21 protein-coding genes are annotated in these 21,817 nt (G+C 62.0%); 13 read left to right on the forward strand and 8 right to left on the reverse strand.

Annotation, left to right across the window (positions count from 1 at the left end):
- Positions 1-57: 57 nt before the first annotated feature.
- Complete coding sequence (locus G489_RS0104705) at positions 58-1,023, reverse strand: TAXI family TRAP transporter solute-binding subunit (RefSeq protein WP_029040561.1); 966 nt, start codon at positions 1,021-1,023, stop codon at positions 58-60.
- A gap of 195 nt (positions 1,024-1,218) precedes the next feature.
- On the opposite strand from G489_RS0104705, the gene G489_RS0104710 reads away from it, so the two are divergent.
- Entirely contained in the window at positions 1,219-2,091 is an 873-nt protein-coding gene (locus G489_RS0104710; protein WP_029040562.1) for a MurR/RpiR family transcriptional regulator, read from the forward strand.
- Positions 2,092-2,279: 188 nt separating this feature from the next.
- On the opposite strand, the gene G489_RS0104715 is transcribed toward G489_RS0104710, so the two are convergent.
- From G489_RS0104715 to G489_RS0104735, 5 genes are all read right to left on the reverse strand, one after another.
- Positions 2,280-3,029 carry an ABC transporter permease subunit gene (locus tag G489_RS0104715; RefSeq protein ID WP_029040563.1) on the reverse strand — a complete coding sequence of 250 codons (750 nt, stop codon included), beginning with the start codon at positions 3,027-3,029 and terminating at the stop codon, positions 2,280-2,282.
- On the reverse strand, positions 3,029-3,859 hold the full coding sequence (locus G489_RS0104720) for an ABC transporter permease subunit (RefSeq protein ID WP_029040564.1): 831 nt from the start codon (positions 3,857-3,859) through the stop codon (positions 3,029-3,031). The genes G489_RS0104715 and G489_RS0104720 overlap by 1 nt, the downstream gene beginning before the upstream one ends.
- 69 nt (positions 3,860-3,928) lie before the next feature.
- Positions 3,929-4,678, reverse strand: a complete 750-nt coding sequence (locus G489_RS0104725; protein ID WP_029040565.1) for a transporter substrate-binding domain-containing protein — start codon at positions 4,676-4,678, stop codon at positions 3,929-3,931.
- Positions 4,679-4,738: 60 nt separating this feature from the next.
- Positions 4,739-5,506, reverse strand: coding sequence for an ABC transporter ATP-binding protein (locus G489_RS0104730; protein ID WP_035871480.1), 768 nt, complete (start codon positions 5,504-5,506; stop codon positions 4,739-4,741).
- Positions 5,507-5,632: 126 nt separating this feature from the next.
- On the reverse strand, positions 5,633-6,088 hold the full coding sequence (locus G489_RS0104735; protein WP_029040567.1) for an Lrp/AsnC family transcriptional regulator: 456 nt from the start codon (positions 6,086-6,088) through the stop codon (positions 5,633-5,635).
- Between the two features lie 130 nt (positions 6,089-6,218).
- On the opposite strand from G489_RS0104735, the gene rocF reads away from it, so the two are divergent.
- Together rocF and rocD are read left to right on the forward strand one after the other, a co-directional pair.
- Positions 6,219-7,151, forward strand: a complete 933-nt coding sequence (gene rocF, locus G489_RS0104740) for an arginase (protein ID WP_029040568.1) — start codon at positions 6,219-6,221, stop codon at positions 7,149-7,151.
- Between the two features lie 99 nt (positions 7,152-7,250).
- Entirely contained in the window at positions 7,251-8,462 is a 1,212-nt protein-coding gene (gene rocD / locus G489_RS0104745) for an ornithine--oxo-acid transaminase (protein ID WP_029040569.1), read from the forward strand.
- A gap of 7 nt (positions 8,463-8,469) precedes the next feature.
- Here rocD and G489_RS0104750 read toward each other — a convergent pair whose 3' ends face one another.
- Positions 8,470-9,090, reverse strand: a complete 621-nt coding sequence (locus G489_RS0104750; protein WP_029040570.1) for a class I SAM-dependent methyltransferase — start codon at positions 9,088-9,090, stop codon at positions 8,470-8,472.
- A 544-nt stretch (positions 9,091-9,634) separates the two neighbouring features.
- On the reverse strand, positions 9,635-10,102 hold the full coding sequence (locus G489_RS0104755) for an Lrp/AsnC family transcriptional regulator (RefSeq protein ID WP_029040571.1): 468 nt from the start codon (positions 10,100-10,102) through the stop codon (positions 9,635-9,637).
- Positions 10,103-10,227: 125 nt separating this feature from the next.
- Between G489_RS0104755 and phhA the strand changes: the two genes are divergently transcribed.
- From phhA to G489_RS0104805, 10 genes are all read left to right on the forward strand, one after another.
- Complete coding sequence (gene phhA / locus G489_RS0104760; RefSeq protein WP_029040572.1) at positions 10,228-11,100, forward strand: phenylalanine 4-monooxygenase; 873 nt, start codon at positions 10,228-10,230, stop codon at positions 11,098-11,100.
- Positions 11,101-11,229: 129 nt separating this feature from the next.
- Positions 11,230-11,967, forward strand: coding sequence for an AzlC family ABC transporter permease (locus G489_RS19090; protein ID WP_051332311.1), 738 nt, complete (start codon positions 11,230-11,232; stop codon positions 11,965-11,967).
- On the forward strand, positions 11,967-12,263 hold the full coding sequence (locus G489_RS0104770; protein WP_029040573.1) for an AzlD family protein: 297 nt from the start codon (positions 11,967-11,969) through the stop codon (positions 12,261-12,263). Before G489_RS19090 ends, G489_RS0104770 begins: the two co-directional genes overlap by 1 nt.
- Positions 12,264-12,508: 245 nt before the next feature.
- On the forward strand, positions 12,509-13,528 hold the full coding sequence (locus tag G489_RS0104775) for a LacI family DNA-binding transcriptional regulator (RefSeq protein WP_029040574.1): 1,020 nt from the start codon (positions 12,509-12,511) through the stop codon (positions 13,526-13,528).
- Positions 13,529-13,672: 144 nt separating this feature from the next.
- Positions 13,673-15,361 carry an ABC transporter substrate-binding protein gene (locus tag G489_RS0104780; RefSeq protein WP_029040575.1) on the forward strand — a complete coding sequence of 563 codons (1,689 nt, stop codon included), beginning with the start codon at positions 13,673-13,675 and terminating at the stop codon, positions 15,359-15,361.
- A 72-nt stretch (positions 15,362-15,433) separates the two neighbouring features.
- A complete protein-coding gene (locus tag G489_RS0104785) occupies positions 15,434-16,417 on the forward strand; it encodes an ABC transporter permease (RefSeq protein WP_029040576.1) in 984 nt (327 codons plus the stop codon).
- A gap of 14 nt (positions 16,418-16,431) precedes the next feature.
- Positions 16,432-17,469: an ABC transporter permease gene (locus G489_RS19095; protein ID WP_407059819.1), complete on the forward strand. Its 1,038-nt coding sequence runs from the start codon at positions 16,432-16,434 to the stop codon at positions 17,467-17,469.
- Positions 17,459-18,427: an ABC transporter ATP-binding protein gene (locus tag G489_RS19100; protein ID WP_051332313.1), complete on the forward strand. Its 969-nt coding sequence runs from the start codon at positions 17,459-17,461 to the stop codon at positions 18,425-18,427. Before G489_RS19095 ends, G489_RS19100 begins: the two co-directional genes overlap by 11 nt.
- Positions 18,409-19,428, forward strand: coding sequence for an ABC transporter ATP-binding protein (locus G489_RS0104800; RefSeq protein ID WP_210162569.1), 1,020 nt, complete (start codon positions 18,409-18,411; stop codon positions 19,426-19,428). Before G489_RS19100 ends, G489_RS0104800 begins: the two co-directional genes overlap by 19 nt.
- Positions 19,403-21,154, forward strand: a complete 1,752-nt coding sequence (locus G489_RS0104805; protein WP_051332314.1) for a glycoside hydrolase family 9 protein — start codon at positions 19,403-19,405, stop codon at positions 21,152-21,154. The genes G489_RS0104800 and G489_RS0104805 overlap by 26 nt, the downstream gene beginning before the upstream one ends.
- Positions 21,155-21,817 lie beyond the last annotated feature (663 nt).

Below are 21,817 nucleotides of genomic sequence, written 5' to 3' on the forward strand. Positions count from 1 at the left end.
GAGGCGGTCAAAGCAAAGCCGGGCGGCCGCTGGGACCGCCCGGAAAACTGCGCCGGATTACATCCAGCCGCGTTCCTCGTAGTACTTCTTGGCGCCGTCATGCAGCGGTGCCGAGAGGCCGTCCGAGATCATTTCGGACTCTTTGAGGTTCGAGAAGGCGGGGTGCAGACCCTTGAAGTCGTCGAAGTTCTCGAAGACCGCCTTGACGACCGTGTAGACCACTTCGTCGGGCACGTCGGCCGAGGTCACGAAAGTCGCGCCCACACCGAAGGTGGTGGCATCGCGCTCAAGCCCCGGATAGAGGCTCGCGGGGATGGTGGCCACGCGGTAGTAGGGGTTGTCGTTGACGAGCTTGTCGACTTCCGGGCCGGTCACGTCAGCGATAACGGCACCGCAGGTGGAGATCGCTTCGGTGATGTTCGCGCTCGGATGACCGACGGTGTAGACATAGGCGTCGAAATTGCCGTCGCACAGGGCGGCGGGGCTTTCGGCGGCCTTGAGCTCACCGGCGAGGGCCAGGTCGTCCGTGGTCCAGCCATAGGCGTCCATCAGCACTTCCATCGTGCCGCGCTGACCTGAACCGGGGTTACCGATGTTCACGCGCTTGCCCTTGAGGTCCGAGAAGTTCTCGATGCCGCTATCGGGCGTGGTCACGAGGGTGAACGGCTCCGGGTGCACCGAGAAGACGGCGCGCAGGCCTTCAAACGGGCCCTGGTCCGCGAAAGAGGACGTGCCGTTATAGGCGTGGTACTGCCAGTCAGACTGGGCGACGCCGAATTCAAGTTCTCCGGCGCGGATGGTGTTGAGGTTGTAGACCGAACCACCGGTCGATTCCGCCGAGCAGCGGATGCCGTGGTCCTTGCGGCCCTGATTCACCAGACGGCAGATGGCGCCACCGGTGGGATAATACACCCCGGTCACCCCGCCGGTGCCGATCGAAATGAATTGCTGTTGAGCGCTGGCAGCGCCGGAAAAAGCTCCGGCGGACAGCGCAACCATGGCGGCGAGAGCAAGTTTGTTCATCGCGTGCCTCCCTGTTGGTATCTGGAATTGGGTGCGTCTCAATTCGTTAGTACCTGCCGATCAAGGCACAAACGTTTTGCAGGCGTCAATATCGGTGAAACATTTGTTTCATGCGCTGAATGTGTTAATTGTCAGGCAAGCCCCGGATTCCTTGGGAGTCACAACAAGGGGCGGCAAAGAAAGTTTGGGGGAAAATTGTCCAACCGGTCAAAATCGGAAGGAGAGGGCGCCGACGGGGGGCAGGCGGCCCGGGAAGTCGAGCGGCTGATCACGAGCCGTCTTTCGCAGATGCCGTCCCAGCTCAGGCGCCTGGCGCGTCATGTTCTTGCCCATGCGGATGAGGTCCCGTTTCTCACCGCGCGCGAACTGGCCATGGCTGCCGGCACCTCTCCCGCCACCGTTGTGCGACTTGCCCGGTATGTGGGGTTCGAAGGCTATCGCGATTTGCGCCGTGCGTTTCGAACCTTTGCGCCGCCAGCGCCGCCCGCGTCGAGGCAGAGCACTGTCCCGGGGCGTGAGTTGCTGGCCGGCTTTCCGGTTATCGACCGGCGCAAGGAAGATGTCTTCGTCGAGGCAGTCGATCGCGCCAGTGACGCGATCCTCGCGGCGGAGACCGTGTTCGCCGTCGGCTTCCGGTCTGCGCATCCCTTTGCGCAGTATCTTGTCTATCTCGGGCGCATGGCGATGCCCAAGTTCCGGCTCGCCAACCAGACCATGTCCGGTGCCGCCGACCACCTGGCCATCGCCGGGCCGCGCGACCTTGTCATTGTCTATTCGGTCGCGCCCTATTCGACCGAGGCGGTGCAACTCGGGCGCTATCTCAATGCCAACAACATTCCCAGCGTGGCGGTGACCGACAATGCCTCGTCGCCGCTGGGGGTCGCCTGTGATCATGTGCTTGAAATCACCCGCGCGCGGGTCGGGCGGATTCATTCCATGGCAGCATGCCTCACCGCTTCGGAGGTCCTCCTCGCGGCCTGTTATTCCAAGCTCGGCGTCGATGCCGACCGCCAGATCAGCGCCTTTGAAGACCGTGTCCGCAAGATGAGCGGTTACTGGAGCGGGTGAGGGAAGGAGTTTGCATCCCATTCCTCGTCACCCTCGGACTTGATCCGAGGGTCCATAAGGCGATTCAGCCCGTGCGGTGGTCGTGAGAGTCACGACTACTGCCCGAGTGTTTGTTCATCATGGATGCTCGGGTCAGGCCCGAGCATGACGAATGAGATGGGTCAGGCGGCAAGCCCAATCTTGGTGTCTCAGCGCAAATAATTCGGCTTGAATCGCAAGCGCCGGGGCTGGCCGGAGTCCATGTGCCGCATGAGATATTTGTAGATCTGGCCGAACACGAAAAAGATGACCAGCGAGATCGTAAGATAATAGAGCGCTGCGACAGAGAAGTGCAGGAACACGTTGTAATCGCGTTCGAAAAGCTCGCCGGCCTTGTTCATCAGATCCTTTTGCTCATCGATCACCGGCAGGGTGAAATAGATGAGCGCAGTAGCGTGGAACAGGAACACCACCTCGTTGGTGTAGGCCGGCCAGGCCAGCCGGATCATGTTCGGCCAAACAACCGTGCGGAACTGCTGGTATCGGGTCATGCCGAAGGCACGGGCGGCCTCGACCTCCCCGCGCGGGATCGCCTGTAGCGCGCCATAGAAGATCTCGGCCGAATAGGCGGTGGTGTTGAGGGTTAGGATCAGCGGCCCGAGGAACAAGGGGTGCAGCACCAGCCAAGACCAGCCGAGCGGCTTCCAGAGCGGCAGGTTGAGCGCCAGCATGATCGAATAGAACATGAAGAGCTGAATAAACAGCGGCGAGCCGCGGAAAGCGTAGATATAGCCCGCCGAAAGATGGGCGATCACCGGGTTCTTCGAATTCTTGCCGAGCGCCATCCCGATCGCGAACAGGAAGCCCACCGGAATGGAGGCAAAGGCGAAATAGATGTTGAACAGGCTCGGTACGGCCAACGTCTGGATGTCGGAAAGGATCGGTGCGAGGAAATCCATCAGCCTGCCTCCGCCAGAATGCCGCGGCCGGCGCGGCGCATCAGCATTTTGAAGAACTTCTCGGAGAGCCAGGTCACCAGAATGTAGAAGATGAACAGGACGAGATAGTAGCGCCAGCGCCAGTCACCATGCACCAGCCCGACGCGGGCGATGAAGTTCGGCGCGCCCAGCCTGTCGGCCCATAGAACGATATCGGCGATCTGCAGCAGCGAGAGCAGCGAGGTCGCCTTGAACAACAGCATCCAGACATTGGAGAGGCCGGGCAGGGCATAGACCCACATCTGGCGGATCTGGATGCCCCAAAGCACCTGGAACCGGCTCATGCCATAGGCGCGTGCGGCTTCAAGCTGACCTCTTGGCACCGCGTTCATCGCGCCATTGATGACATTGGCGGCGAAGGCGCCGTAGACGAGGCCGAGCGAAACGCTGGCGAGCAGAAGGTATTCGGTTGTGCCCAGGAACCAGTTGGCCTCTGCGCAAGGGGGCCAGCGGGTCGCCGCTTCGCGCACTTCCGCGCTGCATGCGTTCAGGGCGATGATCCACTCCACCGCCTGTTCGAAGGCGAGGGGGAAGAACAGGAAAAACAACACGTCCGGCACGCCCCGCACGACGTTGATATAGCCCATGCCGAGCCAGCGCAGCGGGGCGAACCCCGACCGCCTCAACGTCGCCCCGCCGAGCCCGAAGACCAGCCCGAAGGCAGCCCCCAGAATGCCGGCGAGAATGGTGAAGCGGAAACTGGCGTAGAAGGCGAGGTGCTTGCCATTGGTGAGATATTCGACCCAGAAGCCGACATCATCGCCAAGGGCAGCGGTCAACCATTCCAGCATTGGCGGCGTGTCCCCAACTGACCGTCGTCAAGAAGGGCGCGGAGAGGTCCCCGCGCCCTGGTGATTGACTTACTCTTCCGGGAAGGTGTTGGGGGGATCGAACCACTCGGTGATCAGCTCGTTGAGCGAGCCGTCCGCCTTCATCGAGGCGATGGCCTCGTTGAACTTGGCTTCGATCTCGTCATCGTCCTTCCGCAGACCGATACCGACGCCGCCGCCGATCATCACGTCCGGGCCGGCGAATTCGAGCGCACCGCCAGAACCGTCGACGATAGGGGCGAGATAGCCGCCATCGGCCAGCACCACGTCCACATTGCCTGCCGAGAGGTCCGCTACCGACTGGTCGGCGGTTTCATAGGACAGGATGGTGTTGTTTTCGCCAAAATTCTGCTCGGCATAGGCGGCCTGGATGGTCGCGCCCTGCACACCGATGCGGATACCGCTGAGATCATCATAATTGATGTCGGCGCCGGCGGCCTGAGCGAATTTCGACGGATCGGGCGGATAGTAGTTGTCCGAGAAATCGATCGTCTGCATGCGCTCGTCGGTAATCGACATGCCAGCGATAATGGCGTCGTAGTTGCCCGCTACAAGGTTCGGAATGATGGTATCCCATTCATTCACCACCCAGGTGCAGGAGAGGCCGGCGCGCTCGCACAATTCGTTGCCGAGCTCGATTTCGAAGCCGTCCACTTCGCCGTCGTCGCCCATGAAGTTCCAGGGTGCATAGGCGCCTTCGGTGCCAAGCCGGACTTCCTGGGCAATGGCCGCACCACCAAGCGTGGTCGCGGCCAGAGCTGCTAGGATTAGTGTTTTCATCAGTTTCTCCCTGTTGGCGGAGCCTTGCGGCCCCGGGTTTCCGTGATCGCAGCTTGCCGCCTATTCAGGCGCCCCTGCGCTCAGGAACTGTTTGAGCCGTTCGGAGCGGGTCGCCCCGAAGACTTCATCGGATGTGCCCTCTTCCTCGATCATCCCGTTGTGGAGGAAGATGGTGCGGTGCGCGACGTCGCGCGCGAACTTCATGTCATGGGTCACGAGCACCATGGTGCGGCCCTCCTCGGCCAACAGCCGGATCACGCGCAGCACCTCGACTTCGAGTTCGGGGTCGAGTGCGGATGTGGGCTCGTCGAACAGCATCACTTCCGGGTTGATGCAGAGCGCGCGGGCGATCGCGGCGCGCTGCTGCTGCCCGCCCGAAAGCTGGCTCGCATAGCTGTCGGCCTTTTCCCTGATACCGACCTTGTCGAGCAGCTCGAGCGCCTGCTCGCGGACCTCTTCAGGATCCCGCTTCTGCACCTTGATCGGTGCTTCCATAACGTTATCGATTACAGATAGATGCGACCAGAGATTGAAGCTTTGGAAGACCATGCCAAGCTTGGAACGGATGCGGCGCAATTGCGCCTCGTCGGCCGGGTGGCGATGAGGCGGTTTTCCGGCCATCCTGATCTCCTCGCCATCGAGGGCGACCGAGCCGGAATCCGGGATTTCGAGCATGTTGATGCAGCGCAAGAGCGTCGACTTGCCTGACCCCGATGAGCCGATCAGCGAGATGACTTCGCCTTTGCTGGCGGTTACCGTTACGCCTTTGAGGACCTCGAGCAGCCCAAATGATTTGCGGATATCCCGCGCTTCGAGAATGGGTGCCATAAACTGCGTCGATCCGTTGCCCTTAGTTGGTCGTTGCCGCAATTGATCATTTAGACTGGCGATAATTGAGTAATCAGACAACAACAAAAATGCGCAACCGGCAATTCCAGCGGCTCTGACCGTAGGTCAGGATTTTGTGGGCCGCCGCGACGAGCGCAGGCGGGTCGCCAGCATGATGCTGGTTTCGGTGAGGTTCACCCCGTCGATCAACCGGATCTGGCGCAACGCCTCGTCGAAACTCTGCAGGCTGTCGGTCTCGATCTCGGCGATCAGGTCCCAGCGTCCGTTGGTCGAGTGCAGGGCGTGTACCTCCGGTAGGCCCAGAAGGACCCGGGCTACGCGGTCCGCAACCTTGCCCTCGACCTCGATCAGGGTGATGGCCCGCACACCGGCATGTTCGGAGACCCCGCCCAGCTCGACCGTGAACCGTTCGATCACGCCTGTTTCCACGAGCCGGTCGAGTCGCGCCTTGGCGGTGGCCCGGGAAACGCCGAGGCGCTGGGCGAGCGTGGCCACCGGCAGCCGCGCATCATGGCGCAGTTGGGCGATCAACTGGCGGTCTGTTTCATCGAGTATGTGCATAATGCTAATCAGCTGTTATCAAAGTGATCAATGATAGATCATTAATGAGCACTTTGCCATCTTTTCGCTAACAGGTGGGGCTGTCAGTCTGCGCCCGGGCCTTTTGGCCGGCGATTTCGGGAAGGATGGCATGCGACAGAACCCCAACACCAAGACAGTCAGCCTCATCGGCGTGCCGATGGAGGAGGGAGCAGGGCGCCCCGGCTGTTCGATGGGGCCGAAGGCGCTGCGCATTGCCGGGATCGCCGAAAGCCTTGAAGCGCTCGGCTACCGCGTCGAAGACCGGGGCGATGTCATCCCGCAGGAAACCTCGTACATCCCCGGCGGCACTGCCCGGGAACCGGCCCGCGTCGCCGGTTTTGCCCGCGCCATCGCCGAAGCCGGGGAAGCCGTGTTCAGGGAGGCACGGCTGCCGATATTTCTCGGTGGTGATCATGCCCTGGGCTTCGGCTCGGTGGGCGCGGCGCTGCGTCATGCCGAAGCTGAGGGCCGTGCGTTGCATGTGATCTGGCTCGATGCGCATCCCGATTTCAACACGCCGGCGATTTCGGGCTCGGGCAACATGCACGGCATGCCCGCGGCCTGGTTTTGCGGGGAGGAAGGGTTTGAGGGGCTGATGGATGCCCCCGCCTTGCCGCCCTCCCGGTTTCACGCCGTCGGCATCCGGTCGGTCGATCCGGCGGAGCAGGAGCTTCTGACCCAGCGCGGCGTCGATGTGTGCGACATGCCGATGATCGACGAGATGGGTGTGGGCGCCATTCTTCGGCGTATCCTCGGTGAGGTCGAACGCGACGATGCGATGCTGCATGTCAGCCTTGATGTGGATTTCATCGATCCGGAAGTGGCGCCTGGCGTCGGCACCACCGTGCCGGGCGGCGCGACGTTCCGCGAGGCCCATCTGGTCATGGAGATGATCCACCGGTCTGGCCGGCTCACCTCGCTCGACCTGGTCGAGCTCAACCCGTTTCTCGACGACCGGGGCAAGAGTGCCCGGCTGATGGTCGAACTGGCTGCCAGCGGCTTTGGCCGACGCATTTTCGATCGGCCGACCCAGGCGGCTTGATCCAGCCGCCGGCGCTGGCCACCACATAGAACCCGCCGGCGCGAGGCAGAAACCAGCCCGCCGGCGTGAGGCAAAAATGAGAGAGGCAGAATGAACGCGATGACAATCGATCCGCACGACCTGATGGAAATGGAAGACCGGCTCGGCGCCCACAATTACCACCCGCTCGAAGTGGTTTTGGTGCGCGGCGAAGGGGTTCACGTCTGGGATGCCGATGGCAATCGCTATCTCGACTGCCTTTCGGCCTATTCGGCGGTCAATCAGGGCCATTGCCATCCGAAGATCCGCGAGGCGATGATCGAGCAGTCGGCAAAGCTGACGCTCACCAGCCGTGCCTTTCACAACGACCAGCTTGCATTGTTCTACGAGGATATCGCCAGGCTCACCGGGTCTCACAAGATCCTGCCGATGAACACCGGGGCTGAGGCCGTCGAAAGCGCGGTCAAGGCCGTGCGCAAATGGGGCTACGAGGTCAAGGGTGTGCCCAAAGGGCAGGCCGAGATCATTGTGTGCCGGAACAATTTCCACGGCCGCACCATGGGCATTGTCGGGTTTTCGACCGACCCGGATGCCCGTGGCGGGTTCGGGCCGTTCGCACCCGGGTTCCGCGTGGTGCCCTTCGGTGACCTCGCTGCCTTTGCCGCAGCGATCAACGAAAGCACTGTCGGCTTCCTTGTCGAGCCTATCCAGGGCGAAGCCGGGGTTATCATCCCGCCTGAAGGCTATTTCAAAGGCGTTCGCGAGCTTTGCACCGAGCACAATGTCACGCTCATCCTAGATGAGATTCAGACCGGGCTCGGGCGCACCGGCAAGCTCCTCGCCGAAGAGCATGAGGGCATCGAGGCTGATGTGACCCTTGTCGGCAAGGCGCTGTCGGGCGGCTTCTATCCGGTCTCTGCCGTGCTCTCGAACTCGGAAGTGCTCGGCGTTCTCCAGCCCGGTCAGCATGGCAGCACTTTTGGCGGCAATCCACTGGCCTGTGCAGTGGCCCGTGCCGCGCTCAAGGCGCTGGTTGAAGAAGGCTTGATCGAGAACGCGGAAAAGATGGGGGCACGCTTCATGGAAGGGTTGCGTTCGATCCGTTCGAACCTTGTCACGGAAGTGCGCGGCCGCGGTCTGATGCTCGCGGTGGATCTCGATCCGGCGGCCGGCGGTGCGCGCCCTTATTGCCTCAAGCTCAAGGATAAGGGGATCCTCGCCAAGGACACCCATACCGACACCATCCGCATTGCGCCGCCTCTGGTCATCACCGAGGATCAGGTCGACTGGGCGGTCGAACGGTTCGCCGAAGTGCTGAGCGAAGGCGCCTGAGTTCGGCTCAGGTCTTTCGCGCGACCACAAGCTGGTCGGGCAGGGCGGTGAGGCTTGTTGATTGCATGATCTCGAAGCCGGCATTGGCGATCAGGCGCTCATAGCCCGCGATATCGAACCGGTTCATATGCGGCAGGATGCGGGTGACCATCAGGGCTCTGGTGGCGATCCGCATCAGGCTCCAGCGTTCCCGGATGCAGGCCGTGGAGGCGATCAGCAGCCCGCCCGGCCGCAGCAGCGCGGCGATCTGCGCCAGGGTTTGTGCCGAGTCATCGACGAGGTGCAGGACGTTGAAGGCCAGCAGCGCATCGGCTGTGGCCGGTTCGAGCGGCACAGCGCTCAAGTCTCCATGGTGGAAGGCAATGTTGCCGACTTCGCGCAGCGCGGCCTTCTGTTTGGCCAGTGCCAGCATGTTTCCCGAAATGTCGACCGCATGGACCGTTCTGACCGATGGTGCGATCTCGACGGTCATGCCGCCCCATCCGCATCCATAATCGATAACGGTCATATCGGGCTTCAGCACCGTCTTGGCCGCGGCGACGATTGCTTGCGCCGTCTCGCCCAGCGGTTTGTCAGTGTCATCCGCCTTGCCGGCAATCTTGTCCCAGAACTGTTCCTGGTTGCCCATTTCAGATTGCCCTCCCGGTGCCTCCGCGAGCCAATGTGTGGGCAGGTGGCGCGAGGCGCAAGGGCGGGCTGGGGTCTGCAACACTCTCCGCCGTCATTCCGGCGAAAGCCAATGAGTCATTCCCGTTTTCACGGGAATGACACCGCTTTTTTGATCAGTCCACCGTCCACAAGCTGTGCTGTCCCGGCCAGCCTGCCGGCGTGAGGCAAGAAACCGGCCGGGACCTCCATGCCACATGCTAACAGGCCCCGGATCAAGTCCGGGGCGGCACGGAAGGATGCGACTGCCAACCACCCTCACTTTGAGCCTGTTGTTTGCTTGGGGCCACGCCTTTCCACCTTCGTCATTCTCGGGCTTGACCCGAGAATCCATGATGAGGTGCCATTCGGTGAACGGTACGGATCATTTACGACCGCAGCACGCCCTGCAGCGCCTCATGGACCCTCGGGTCAAGCCCGAGGGTGACGCGAAGAGGGGATGCAAGGCCACCTCACCCTGAGCCTCCTGAGTTTGTCGAAGGGCGAGGACGAGTCGCGATCGCCTCCTAAAGCCCGGGTACCGGTAATTCGGTGGTGAATTTCTGCTCGCGCATGACGACGTTGGAATTTGTCGTGGCCACGGCCGGGTGGGACAGGAGCTTCATCATCATGAACGTCTCGAACGCTTCCATGTCCTCGGCGCGCACCATGAGAAAATAATCGAATCCTCCCGCCAGCGAACAGCATTGGGTGATCATGGCTTCGTTCGCCACCATCTGTTCGAAGGCCTTGCGGTTCTCCTGGGAGTGGTCCTTGAGATGGACCTGCACCACGACGCTCACCGCCAGCCCGAGCTTGATCGGGTCGGTCAGGGCGACGCGGCGGGTGATGAGCCCGGCCTTTTCCAGTTCCTGGACCGAACGCCACACCGATGCCGGTGACATATCGAGGGCTTCGGCCAAATCCTTGAACGATCGCGAGGCGTCCTGTTGCAGGGCACGGATGATGCGGCGGTCTTTCTGGGTCAGCTTCATGATCGGAATATTTCAGGAACTGCGCATTTCGGAAAGAGGATTTCTCCTAATGGCTGTGAGAGGCGCGGTTCGAATGCCTATTTCGCCAATTCATGCCTAACCTCTTTCAAAGAGGAGGAACATCGATGCAGGAAATCCAGACTTCCAAAAACCGCTACGCCGAGGTGCCCAAGCACGCCGACTACACGATCGACCAGCAATGGGAGACCTATTCGGCCGAAGAGCATGACCGCTGGGATCGGCTGATGGCGCGGCAGAAGGCGATTTTGCCGGGCAGGGCCTGCGACGAGTACATCAAGGCGGTCGACACCCTCGAGCTTTCCGAGGGCGGTATTCCCGATTTCGAGAAACTGTCAGCCAAGCTGAAAAAGCTGACCGGCTGGGAGGTCGTTGCGGTGGCCGATCTGGTGCCGGGCGAATATTTCTTCGAGCACCTGGCCAATCGCCGTTTCCCTGCCGGGGCTTTCATCCGGCCGGAAAGCGAGATGGATTATCTCGAAGAGCCGGATATCTTCCACGATGTGTTCGGCCATGTGCCGCTGTTGTCCGACCCGCGCTTTGCCGATTTCATGCAGGCTTACGGAGCGCAGGGGGTCGAAGCGCGGCGTCGCGGCGCGCTGCCCAATCTTGGCAAATATTACTGGTTCACTGCCGAGTTCGGGCTGATCAACACCCCCGAGGGCCGGCGGATCTATGGTGCGGGCATTCTGTCCTCAATGGGCGAAACGCAATTCGCGCTTGAGAACCCGTCCCCCAATCACCTGAAATTCGATATTCGCCGGGTGATGCGGCAGGACTATTTCATCGACGATTATCAGCCGACCTATTTCGTCATCAACGATTTCGATGAACTGCTCGATTTCGCGCACAAGGATTTCGGGCCGATCTATGACGATGTGGCGGGGAAACCCTTTTACGACATCGGCGAGGTGCTCGACACCGACCATGTCTATCAGCGCGGTACGCTCGATTATTTCAAGCGCAAGGGCAAACTCTGAGCCGTTCACTCTTTAAGTTGAGCGGGCGCCTGCCGGGTCAGCGCGGGGGTTTTCGGATGAGCCATTGACGGCGGAAAAATCACGGTTAGTGTTCCTGAACACTTCCGCATTTCCTGCTCCGTCTTTCTCATGTCTCATCCGCTCACCCTGTCCGGCGCGCTTGCCGGCGCCCGCTCCCTTGCTGCCGTTGCCGCGCTCGTCATTCCCTTCGGGGCGGCGTTCGGCATCACTGCGGTCAAACTGGGCATCGATCCTGCCGCAACCGTTTTGATGAGCACGCTGGTGTTCGCCGGTGCCTCGCAATTCGTGGCACTGGGCTTCTGGCCAGCGCCCGTCGCGCTGGCGCCGCTGCTGCTGGCCGTGTTCGCGGTCAATGCGCGGCATCTGCTGCTCGGGGCGACGCTTTATCCCGCGCTCAGCCGCCTGCCCCTCGGTTTGCGGCATGTGGTGGCGGCAGTCATCTCCGACATCAACTGGGCGATGGCGATGACGGCGCGCCGCAGTCCCGATATGGGTCTCGGTGTGCTGTTCGGCGGCGGGCTGGCGATTTGGATCTGCTGGATTATCGGCACCGCCATCGGCGCCTATGCCGGGCAGGGGATCGACGATCCGGCGCGGTTCGGGCTCAATATGCTGATGATCGGCTTCCTGTCCTGCGCCGTGGTCTCCATGGGGGTCACGCGGCGCGGGGTGGTGCCTTGGCTTGTGGCCGCAGCGGTCGCGATACTGGCCACGCACGTCTTGCCCGAGAACTGGCACGTGCTTGCCGGCGGCCTGGCGGGGGGGCTCACCGGGGCGATCATGAAGCCCTCGAAGAGAGATGATGAGGATACGCCGTCGCCGGCGGCCGGAGAGGGCGGGTTATGATGACCTCGAACCTCACGCTCATCATTATCAGCATGGCGATCGTCACCTATTTGACCCGCATCGGGGGGATCTGGGTGATGTCGCGGGTGCGGGTTACCCCGGTTATCGAACGTTTTCTCGACGCGATGTCGGGTTCGGTGCTGGTGGCGTTCGTTGTCCCCGAAGCGCTCGAGGGCGGGTGGACGGTGTGGGTGGCAACTGCTGTAACGATCGCCGTCATGCTATTGAAAAAACAGATGCTTCTGGCAGTCTTGTCGGGGGTTGTCACCGCGGCGATGCTCGGCCTTGTGGCATGAGTTATCCCCCGGCAATCCGGCTGATGGGGATTGCTGACTTTCCGCGAAAGGCTTTTTCGGCTTGACTCCTCATCTTCAGTGAAAAATAACTATGAGAACGTTCCCACATCTGAATGAGGAGCGTTGGAACGTTTCCAGGTGACGTGGATATCGGTTCACGGTCGGGGAACGCGACAAGAAGAGTTTGGACCATCTCAGCGATTCCAAGAGAACGTTGACATGGTCTAGGGGAGGGCTGGGCACCGATGGTGACCATCAAGGACGTTTCGCGACTGGCCAAGGTGTCGAAGTCGACCGTGTCGCGCGTCATCGCCGATAATGGCTATGTGTCGGAGACCAAGCGGCGCGCAGTCGAAGAGGCGATCGCGACCTTGGGCTATCGCCCCAACACCATGGCGCGGGGCCTGCGTTCCAACCGGTCCAACATCATCGGCGGCGTCGTCCTCGATGTCACGAGCCCGTTCTACGCCCAGATGGTGGGCGGCACCCAGCAAGCCTGCCGCGATGCGGGCAAGGGGCTGCTTCTGTCTTCCGGCTTTGGCGATACCGCCGAGGAAGAACGGGCGATCATCGAACTGGTCGACCGGTCCTGCGATGGGCTGGTACTCAATCTCGAAAACCCGATCCGGCGCGAAGTCGCCGACATCATCCGTGCTGCGGGTATTCCCGTCGTCATGGTCGGTGCCAGTGATTATCCGGTCGCCGATGGTGCCGTGACGGTCGACAATGCTGGCGGTGCCGAGGCCGGCATGGCCTATCTTCTCGACCAGGGGCATCGCCGCATCGCCCATCTGGGCGGGGGCACGGCGCATCGGGACTCCCGTCAGCGCGTTCGCGGCATCGAGCGTGCGCTCGAGGCGAGGGGGCTGACCCTCGACGATATCAATGTCGAACACGGCACCTTCACCGAGCAATATGGCTATGACGCCATCAAGCGATTGTTTGCCCACAAGGCGCCGTACACCGCGATCTTCGCAGGGGACGATGATATCGCCGCCGGCGCTGTGCTGGCGCTCAAGGAACTCGGCTACCGCATTCCCGAAGATGTGTCCGTGATCGGGTTCGACGACAATTTCCACGCCCGCCATCTGACTCCGGCGCTGACCACGGTCCGTCAGCCGATCGGAGAGGTCGGGCGCATTGCAGCCGAAATGCTGCTCAAGCTCTTGAGCGGACATCCGCTGGAGCAGAAGTCCGTTATCGTCCCGGCCGAGCTGATCGTCCGGGGCAGTGTAGCCGCGCCTTCAGGCAGCGCGAAAAGTTGAACGAGAAGCCGTAAAGGCATTGCCGGCAACAACCGGCCATCGGGAGAGGAAAGGGACGCACCGACAGGAATAGAAGTAGGCAATGTTTTGTTCCCTGATGTGGGAACGATCCCATACGACCTGATTTTCGCTAGGAGGAGAACGATGAAGAAGATTGGTCATTTGCTGGCCGGCGTTGCGATGGTGGGCATCGCAGCCGGAACCGGCGCCGCTTTTGCTGATGATGGCGATGTGGTCCTGCGGTTGATGCCGCGGCACACCGACGCCCATGTCGAGAATTTCAACCCGTACAACTATGGCGGACCGTCCGGCTATGTGCAGGACTTCGCTTACGAGCCGCTGTGGATCTACAATGTGTTCCACCCGGATCAGGATTTCCCGGCGCTCGCCACGTCCTATGACATTTCGGACGATCTGATGAGCGTCACCTATCACCTCAGGGAAGGGGTGAAGTGGTCGGATGGTGAGGATTTCACCGCCGATGACGTGGTGTTCACCTTCAACTATTCGAAAGAGCACCCCGACTTCCCGATCGGGTTCGATCACTACAACACCGAAACCGATTCCGGCTCCATTACCGGCATCGAGAAGGTCGATGATCACACCGTCACCTTCACGCTCAACAAGCCGGATTCACTGGCGCACTACAATATCGGCATCGTCTTTCCGCTGCCCGAGCACATCTGGTCCTCGGTCGACGATCCGAAGAATTTCGCCAATGTGGACAATGTGGCCACCGGCCCCTGGACCCAGATCACCGATTTCTCGCGTGGCTCGTTCCAGATGTGCCGTAACCCCTACTACCGGGGCAATGACGAGAACCCGATCGACTGCCTGATGTTCCCGCAATTGAGCGGCAATGAGCAGGTGATCGCGGCGATCACGGTGGGCGATCTCGACTGGGCCGGCGACGGCATGACCGATCCAGAGATCACCTACACGCCCAAGAGCGAATACAACCACTACTGGCTGCCGCCCGATGGCGACACCAATCTGCAGCTCAACACCACCAAGAAGCCGTTCAGCGATCTGGCGTTCCGCCAGGCCATGTCGATGGCCATCGACCGGCCGACCATTCTCGAGATCTCGACCTTCGGGCTGACCACCGAGACGCCTTATCCGGTCGGCACGGGCAAGTTCTTCGAGGCCTGGTTCGATGACGAGGCGCTGGCACCCTACAAATATCTGATGGAGTACAATCCGGAGGCCGCGGCCGCCAAGCTCGACGAGGCCGGTTATACCGACCAGGACGGCGATGGCTGGCGGGACAATCCGGATGGTTCGCCCATCGATTTCGACATGCGGGTGCCTTCGGGCTGGACTGACTGGGTGAACACGCTGCAGACGGTTTCGGAAAACCTGCAGGATATCGGGGTCAACGCCAAGCTTCGCACCATGGAAGAAGGCGCCTGGTTCGACGGTTATCCGACTGGCGATTACGACGTCTATATCATGTGGGGCGAAACCCATGCGACGCCGTGGTTCATCTACAAGTCGATGTTCAATCCCGGCTCCATGATCCCCGGCCAGGTCCGTGAACAGGCGATGCACCAGATGCGCATCCCCGAGATCGAGACCCTGCTCGAGGAAATCGCGGCCACCACCGACGTGTCCGAACAGCACGCCAAGATGACCGAGATCCACAAGCTCGTGGCTGAGAATCTGCCGGTTTTGTCGATGTTCGCCAATCCCAGCTGGTACCAGTATTCGACCCGTCGCTTCACCGGTTGGGTGACGCCGGAGAACCCCTATGTCCGCCCCATGATGCATGGCGGCGTGCATGAGCGCGTCAAGCACGCGCTGAGCCTGAAACCGATCGAGGGCGCCCAATAGGGTCCTTGCTCGGCTGTCTCCACTGGCGGGCGCTACGGCGCCCGCATTTTCCCCCGGGGGTTCGGATAAGCCATGCGCTTCTTGATGCGCCGACTAGGGTTCTATCTCGCCGCTTTCGCGGTCGCGATTACCCTCAATTTCTTCATCCCGCGCTGGATGCCGGGCGATCCCACGACCCGGATCTTTCTGGGGCTGAGGGGCAAGCTCACGCCGCAGGCCATGGACGCCTTGCGCGCGTCCTATGGCTATGACGGCAATCTGTGGGACCAGTTCATGGTCTATCTGGGCAATCTGGCCCATCTCGATTTCGGGGTGTCGACCACCAATTTCCCCGAGCCGACCTCCTCGCTGCTGTTCTATTCGGCGGTGTGGACGCTGTTGCTTGTGGGGCTGGCGACCGCGATCTCCTTCGTCATCGGAATCGGCATGGGCATCTATTCGGCCTGGAATCGGGGCGGGTTCTTCGATTCCGTGTTCACGCCGGTCAATGTGATGCTCAACGCCTTCACGCCGGCCATCGTGGCGCTGATCCTGTTCTATGCCTTTTCGCTGCAGTGGCGGCTGTTTCCGCTCGGGCGGGCGCATGATCTCGGGATCGAGCCGGCGTTGACCTTCGAATTCATCATCAATGTTCTGTATCACGCGACGCTGCCGGTGCTCTCCATCGTCATCGTGACGTTCGGGTCGTGGCATCTGGGCATGCGCAACACCATGATCGGGCTCCTCAACGAGGACTTTGTCGCCCTGGCCAAGGCCAAGGGCCTTTCGGATCAGCGCATTCGCTACCGCTATGTCGCGCGCAACGCCATCCTGCCGCAGATCACCGCGCTGGCATTGACCGTTGGCTATGTGCTCGGCGGCGCGTTGATCACCGAATATGTGTTTAATTACCCGGGGTTGGGCAAGTTTACGCTCTCGGCGATTCAAGCGCGGGACTATTCCTTCATCCAGGCGCAGTTGCTGCTGCTGACCGCCAGCGTGCTGATCGCCAACCTCATCTCCGACATTCTCAATCTCATCCTCGATCCGCGGCTGCGCTCGCGCACCCAGGAATAGCCCGGAGGACTGCCGTGACCGAATTGACCGAAGCCATGCCACCACAGGAGGCAGTCGCGAGCCGCCCGGCCACGCCGGGCCGCAAGGCCCCGAGCCGGGCCGAGATCGCTGCCGAACTGGGCATCAAGCCGCCGCCGCGCTGGGCCCGGGGTCTGCCGCGCGGACTGGTCGCCTTTCTCACCAACAAGAAAGGCATGGCCGGGGTGATCATCCTCACCATCATCGTCATGTCCGCGGTGCTCGCGCCAATGATCGTGCCGCACGATCCGTTCCGCCGGGCCGGCGGGCCGCATGTTGCCCCCAATGCCGAATATCTGCTCGGCACGACGCGGGTGGGCAAGGATGTCTTCTCCCAGCTCATTTACGGCGGGCGCACGAGCCTTTTGATCGGTTTTGTCGCCGGGCTTGCCGCCACCGTGATCGGCGTTTTCGTCGGTGTTGCCGCGGGTTATTTCGGCGGGCGGATCGACGAAATCCTGAGCTTCTTCGTCAATGTGGTGCTGGTGTTACCAGCGCTACCGCTCATCATCGTCATTGCCGCCTTTGTCGAGCAGGCCAGTCCACTCGTCATCGGGCTCGTGCTGGCGGTGACCGGGTGGGGCTTTGCCGCGCGAACCATCCGGACGCAGACATTGGCGCTGAAAACCAAGGAGTTCGTGCTCGCCGCGGAACTGCTGGGCGAAAAGAAGTGGCGGATCGTCCTGATGGAGATCTTCCCCAACATGCTCAGCTTCGTGGTTGGCGGCTTCGTGCTGGCGACGATCTTCGCCATTCTTGCCGAGGCCGGGCTCGAATTCATCGGGCTCGGGGATCCGGGCGCGGTGACATGGGGCACCATGCTCTATTGGGCGCAGCGCAACCTGGCGCTCGAGGTCGGTGCATGGTGGGAGGTCTGGCCGGCCTGTATCGCCATCATGGTGACCGGGGCGGCGCTCGTCCTCATCAACTTCGCGGTCGACGAGATTACCTCGCCGCAGCTTCGCGCAAGCCGCGGGGTCGGGCGGGTCAAGGCCTTCCTCAAGGCACGGGGGAGGTCGGTCGATGTCTTCTGATCGGGTGTTGATGAAAGTCCGCGACCTGACGGTCGACTATATGGGCGATTTCGAAGTCTTGCGCGCCGTCGAGAATGTCAGTTTCGACATTCGCGAGGGCGAAGCCTTTGGCCTCGCCGGGGAGAGCGGGTGCGGCAAGTCGACGGTTGCGTTCGCCCTGGCGCGGCTGACGCGCCTGCCCGGGCTCGTGACCGGCGGGGCCATCGAATTCGGGGGCGAGGATGTGCTTGGCTTCACCGGCGACCGGCTGCGTGCCTATCGCTGGCGCGAGGTGAGCTTCGTCTTCCAGTCGGCGATGAATGCGCTCAACCCGGTGATCCCGGCAAGCGAGCAGATCATCGACGCCATCGAGACCCATACCGGCAAGACCGGTGATGCGGCGCGCAAGCGGGCTGCGGAAATGTTCGAACTGGTCGGCATTCATCCCGACCGGCTCGACGACTATCCGCACCAGTTCTCGGGCGGCATGCGGCAACGCATCTGCATTGCCATCGCACTGTGCCTCAATCCGAAGCTGATCATCATGGATGAGCCGACCACCGCGCTCGATGTCGTGGTGCAGCGCGACATCATCGAGCAGATCGTGGCACTCAAGGCCGAGCTCGGCTTCTCGGTTCTGTTCATTACCCACGATCTTGGGCTGATGATCGAATTCTGCGACCGGATCGGGGTGATGTATGCGGGCGAAATGGTCGAAATCGCCCCGGCGGAAGCCATTCTGACCGCGCCGCAGCACCCCTATACCCGGGCGCTGGGGCGTTCCTTCCCGCCGCTGTCGGGGCCGCGGGTGCGCATGGAGGGCATTGCCGGTTCGCCGCCCGATCTCAGCGAATTGCCCGTTGGCTGCCGGTTCGCCCCGCGCTGCGGGGAGGCCCTGCCTTTGTGCCGACATGCCGCCCCGGCGATGATTTCCTATCCCGAGAAGAGGTGTCAGGCCGCATGTCATCTGTTGCAGTAGAAACCGAGCTGCCGGTGCGGCCGCTCACCATGTCCGGCGAGCCGCTGGTGCGCATGGACCGGGTCACCAAGGATTTCACCCTGGGCGGTGCATTTCTCAACCAGACCGTCTTGCGGGCGCTGAATGAAGTGTCTTATGCGCTTTATCCGGGCCGCGCGTTGGCGCTGGTCGGCGAATCCGGATCGGGCAAGTCGACCTGCGCGCGCATGATCTCACGGGTTTATGGTGTGAGCGGCGGGCGGGTCGAATTCCGCGGACGGGATGTGACGACCCTCACGGGCCAGGCGCTGCGGACCTATCGCGCCGAGGTGCAGATGGTGTTCCAGGACCCGTTCGGCTCGCTCAACGGCACTCATTCGATCGGCTATCACATCGAACGCCCGATCAAGCTGCATGATCGCAAGCTGCGCAAAGCCGAGGTCAATGACCGGATCGAAGCGCTGTTGACCCAGGTCGGGCTCACCCCGGCGCGGGACTATGTCGGCCGCCGGCCGCATGAACTGTCGGGCGGGCAGCGCCAGCGTGTTGCCATTGCCCGCGCCTTGTCTGTCGAGCCCAAGGTGCTGCTGGCGGACGAGCCGACCTCGATGCTCGACGTGTCGGTGCGGCTGGGGATCCTCAATCTGCTCGAAGAGCTCAAGACCGAGCGCAATCTCGCCACGCTCTACATCACCCATGATATCGCCACGGCCCGCTATTTCGCCGAGGACACCGCGGTGCTCTATGCCGGTCATCTGGTCGAGCAGGGACCGAGTGAGGAGATCACCGAGCACCCGCAGCATCCCTATACCCAGCTTCTGATCGAAGCGGTGCCGAACCCTGAGCGCAAGATCGTCTCGGGCGGGGCGCGCCGCGCCACCGACATTCCCTTGTGGACGCCCGAAAACACCGGGTGTCCCTTCGTTTCGCGCTGCCCGCGCGCCACGGCCATTTGCCGTCAAACCATGCCTGACCCCGTACAAACGAGTGACCGCCATGTCGTCCGCTGCCACCATCTCTGATGCCGAAACCGAGCCCAACGCCCAGTTTGCAGAACTGCGCGCGGCCCGGGCGGTGGCGGTCAATCATCTCGGCTATGAATTCGCGGCTCCCAAGCACGCGGTGCTGTGTCTCGGCGAGGGGCCGACCTTCGTCGAGGCACGGCTCCGTGATCCGCAGACCGGGCATGTCGTCTTCACGCGTGCGCCGGGAAAGCCGGGGCGTGTCGCCCAATGGCGCGGTCAGCGCTACCAGGCGTTCGATTTTACTGAATTCGATCGCGCTGGCAGCTTCCTCATCGAGGCCGTGGATGCCGACGGGAAGGTCATAAGCTCGGCGCCGTTCGAGATCGTGGCCCGGCTCTATGCGCTCGAGACCATGCCGCTGATCGCCGACTATTTCCGGTCCCAGCGGTGCCGCGATGTGTTTGACGAGCAAGATCGCGCCGTCCCCTTTGTCGGCACCAAACGCAACGCCAAGGCCGATGTGCGCGGCGGCTGGTACGACGCTTCTGGCGATGTGAGCAAGTATCTCAGCCACCTCTCCTATGCCAACTTCATGAATCCGCAGCAGATTCCGCTTGTGGTCTGGGCGTTGGCAACGGCAGCGGATGCCGCCAGCACACCATCGGATTTGAAAGCCCGGTTCGCCGCGGAAGCGGCGTGGGGCGCAGACTTCCTCGTTCGCATGTTCGATCCGCAGGGCATGTTCTACATGACCGTGTTCGACCGCTGGACCGGCGATCTCAAAGAGCGCGAGATCTGCTCTTATTCGACCCAGCAGGGCCATAAGCATGACAGTTGGGAGGCCGGGTTCCGACAGGGCGGTGGCATGGCCATCGCTGCTCTGGCGAAGATGGCGCGGCTCGGATTCGAAGGCGCGTTCGGTGCTGCGCGTTATGCCGAAATTGCCGCCGAGGCCTTCGAGCATCTGCAGCACCACAACACCGATTACCTCGACAATGGCGCCGAGAATATCATCGACGATTACTGCGCCCTGATGGCCGCGGTCGAGCTGCGCCGGGTCACCGGCAATGCGGTCTACGACGCTCCGGCGCGGCAACGGGCGGACAATCTCATTTCGCGGCTCACCCAGGGTGAGGGGCAGGATGGCTGGTGGCGGGCAGATGATGTCGGCCACCGGCCATTCACGCATGCCGCCGATGAAGGCCTGCCAATTCTGGCTTTGGTCGAGTATCTCGATATCGCTGAAGCAGATCAGCCGGAACGTGTCCGGTCCGCCCTCGACAGGGCCGCCATCTATCTCGGCTGGGTTACCGGCGAGGTGTTCAATCCCTTTGCCTATCCGCGCCATGCCGCGCGGGACGGGCAGGGGGGTGTCAGGACCCAGTTCTTCTTTCCCCATGACAATGAGAGCGGCTACTGGTGGCAGGGCGAGAATGCCCGGCTCGGTTCTCTTGCCTATGCGCTGCGGCGCGCGGCGCCGCATCTCGGGGACGAAGCCGCTCAGGTTGCAGCCGATCTGCCGCAACGCTGCCTCGACTGGGTTCTGGGGCTCAATCCCTTCCATTCCTGCATGATGCAGGGGGTCGGGCGGAACTGGGCCGATTACACCATCGCCAAGTTTCCCAACGCCGATGGCGGGATCTGCAATGGCATCACCTCCTCACTTGAGGATGAGGACGACGTCGCCTTTTGCGAGACCGAGAACCCGTTCCAGTCCTGGCGCTGGTCCGAACAGTGGCTGCCCCACTCGGCCTGGTTCCTGCTGGCGATGACGACATATTGAGGTTGCTTTCTGGACCACCCGAACAAGTCGGGTGGTGACGAAGATTTTGGAGAAGCGCATTGCCACACTCTCCGCCGTCATTGCCCGACTTGTTCGGGCAATCCAGAATGGACGACCCGAACACGAAGGGTGGTGACGGAGAGATCGGGCGCAAAGCGCCCAAGCCCTCATGGTGAGCTTGTCGAACCACGAAGGGCGAGGGCGTGGTTGGCGTGTGCCCCCCACCCGGCCCGGCTATGCCGGTCCACCCTCCCCGCGTGGGGGGAGGGTTTGGGCGGTGCCCGCTTCACCGATGGAATTGAAGGAACAATGAGCTGGCCTCAATGTCACCTCCCCCTTGACGGGGGGTGACAAGCGGTTGGGCGAAGCCCAAACCGAGGTTCCGGTGGAACCTTGGTAGTGCTGGAACGGGTGGGGGTGGTGTTTCCGCCATTCGAGCGTAGCTCTCATGGCCTTTCTTCGCTCGCAAAGCTCCACCGGAGCTTTGCGTTGCCATCGGCAAACGCTCGAAAGTTATCCCCGCCCTCTCCCACCCGATTATCATCCACCCACCTGCCGGCACGGAGCGAGGATGCATACGAGCCTTCTGTCGGTGAGGGTCCGGGTCCGATGGAGGTCGCTCCAGCGGAGGCCAAAACTGCGCCGGAGCCGGCTGCCGTTACG

Origin of the sequence: Cucumibacter marinus DSM 18995 (genome assembly GCF_000429865.1) — a bacterium.
GTDB classification, from domain to species: Bacteria; Pseudomonadota; Alphaproteobacteria; order Rhizobiales; family Devosiaceae; genus Cucumibacter; species Cucumibacter marinus.

Bases quoted from the DNA above. Each gene is read 5' to 3' on its own strand.
- phhA (WP_029040572.1), top strand. From the start codon at position 10,228: ATGCAGGAAATCCAGACTTCCAAAAACCGCTACGCCGAGGTGCCCAAG.
- G489_RS0104780 (WP_029040575.1), top strand. From the start codon at position 13,673: ATGAAGAAGATTGGTCATTTGCTGGCCGGCGTTGCGATGGTGGGCATC.
- G489_RS0104725 (WP_029040565.1), bottom strand. From the start codon at position 4,678: ATGAAAACACTAATCCTAGCAGCTCTGGCCGCGACCACGCTTGGTGGT.
- G489_RS0104755 (WP_029040571.1), bottom strand. From the start codon at position 10,102: ATGAAGCTGACCCAGAAAGACCGCCGCATCATCCGTGCCCTGCAACAG.
- G489_RS19100 (WP_051332313.1), top strand. From the start codon at position 17,459: ATGTCTTCTGATCGGGTGTTGATGAAAGTCCGCGACCTGACGGTCGAC.
- G489_RS0104775 (WP_029040574.1), top strand. From the start codon at position 12,509: ATGGTGACCATCAAGGACGTTTCGCGACTGGCCAAGGTGTCGAAGTCG.
- G489_RS0104800 (WP_210162569.1), top strand. From the start codon at position 18,409: ATGTCATCTGTTGCAGTAGAAACCGAGCTGCCGGTGCGGCCGCTCACC.
- G489_RS0104720 (WP_029040564.1), bottom strand. From the start codon at position 3,859: ATGCTGGAATGGTTGACCGCTGCCCTTGGCGATGATGTCGGCTTCTGG.
- G489_RS0104715 (WP_029040563.1), bottom strand. From the start codon at position 3,029: ATGGATTTCCTCGCACCGATCCTTTCCGACATCCAGACGTTGGCCGTA.
- G489_RS0104785 (WP_029040576.1), top strand. From the start codon at position 15,434: ATGCGCTTCTTGATGCGCCGACTAGGGTTCTATCTCGCCGCTTTCGCG.
- G489_RS0104730 (WP_035871480.1), bottom strand. From the start codon at position 5,506: ATGGCACCCATTCTCGAAGCGCGGGATATCCGCAAATCATTTGGGCTG.
- G489_RS0104735 (WP_029040567.1), bottom strand. From the start codon at position 6,088: ATGCACATACTCGATGAAACAGACCGCCAGTTGATCGCCCAACTGCGC.
- G489_RS0104750 (WP_029040570.1), bottom strand. From the start codon at position 9,090: ATGGGCAACCAGGAACAGTTCTGGGACAAGATTGCCGGCAAGGCGGAT.
- G489_RS0104770 (WP_029040573.1), top strand. From the start codon at position 11,967: ATGACCTCGAACCTCACGCTCATCATTATCAGCATGGCGATCGTCACC.
- rocF (WP_029040568.1), top strand. From the start codon at position 6,219: ATGCGACAGAACCCCAACACCAAGACAGTCAGCCTCATCGGCGTGCCG.
- G489_RS0104805 (WP_051332314.1), top strand. From the start codon at position 19,403: ATGTCGTCCGCTGCCACCATCTCTGATGCCGAAACCGAGCCCAACGCC.
- rocD (WP_029040569.1), top strand. From the start codon at position 7,251: ATGACAATCGATCCGCACGACCTGATGGAAATGGAAGACCGGCTCGGC.
- G489_RS19090 (WP_051332311.1), top strand. From the start codon at position 11,230: ATGTCTCATCCGCTCACCCTGTCCGGCGCGCTTGCCGGCGCCCGCTCC.
- G489_RS0104705 (WP_029040561.1), bottom strand. From the start codon at position 1,023: ATGAACAAACTTGCTCTCGCCGCCATGGTTGCGCTGTCCGCCGGAGCT.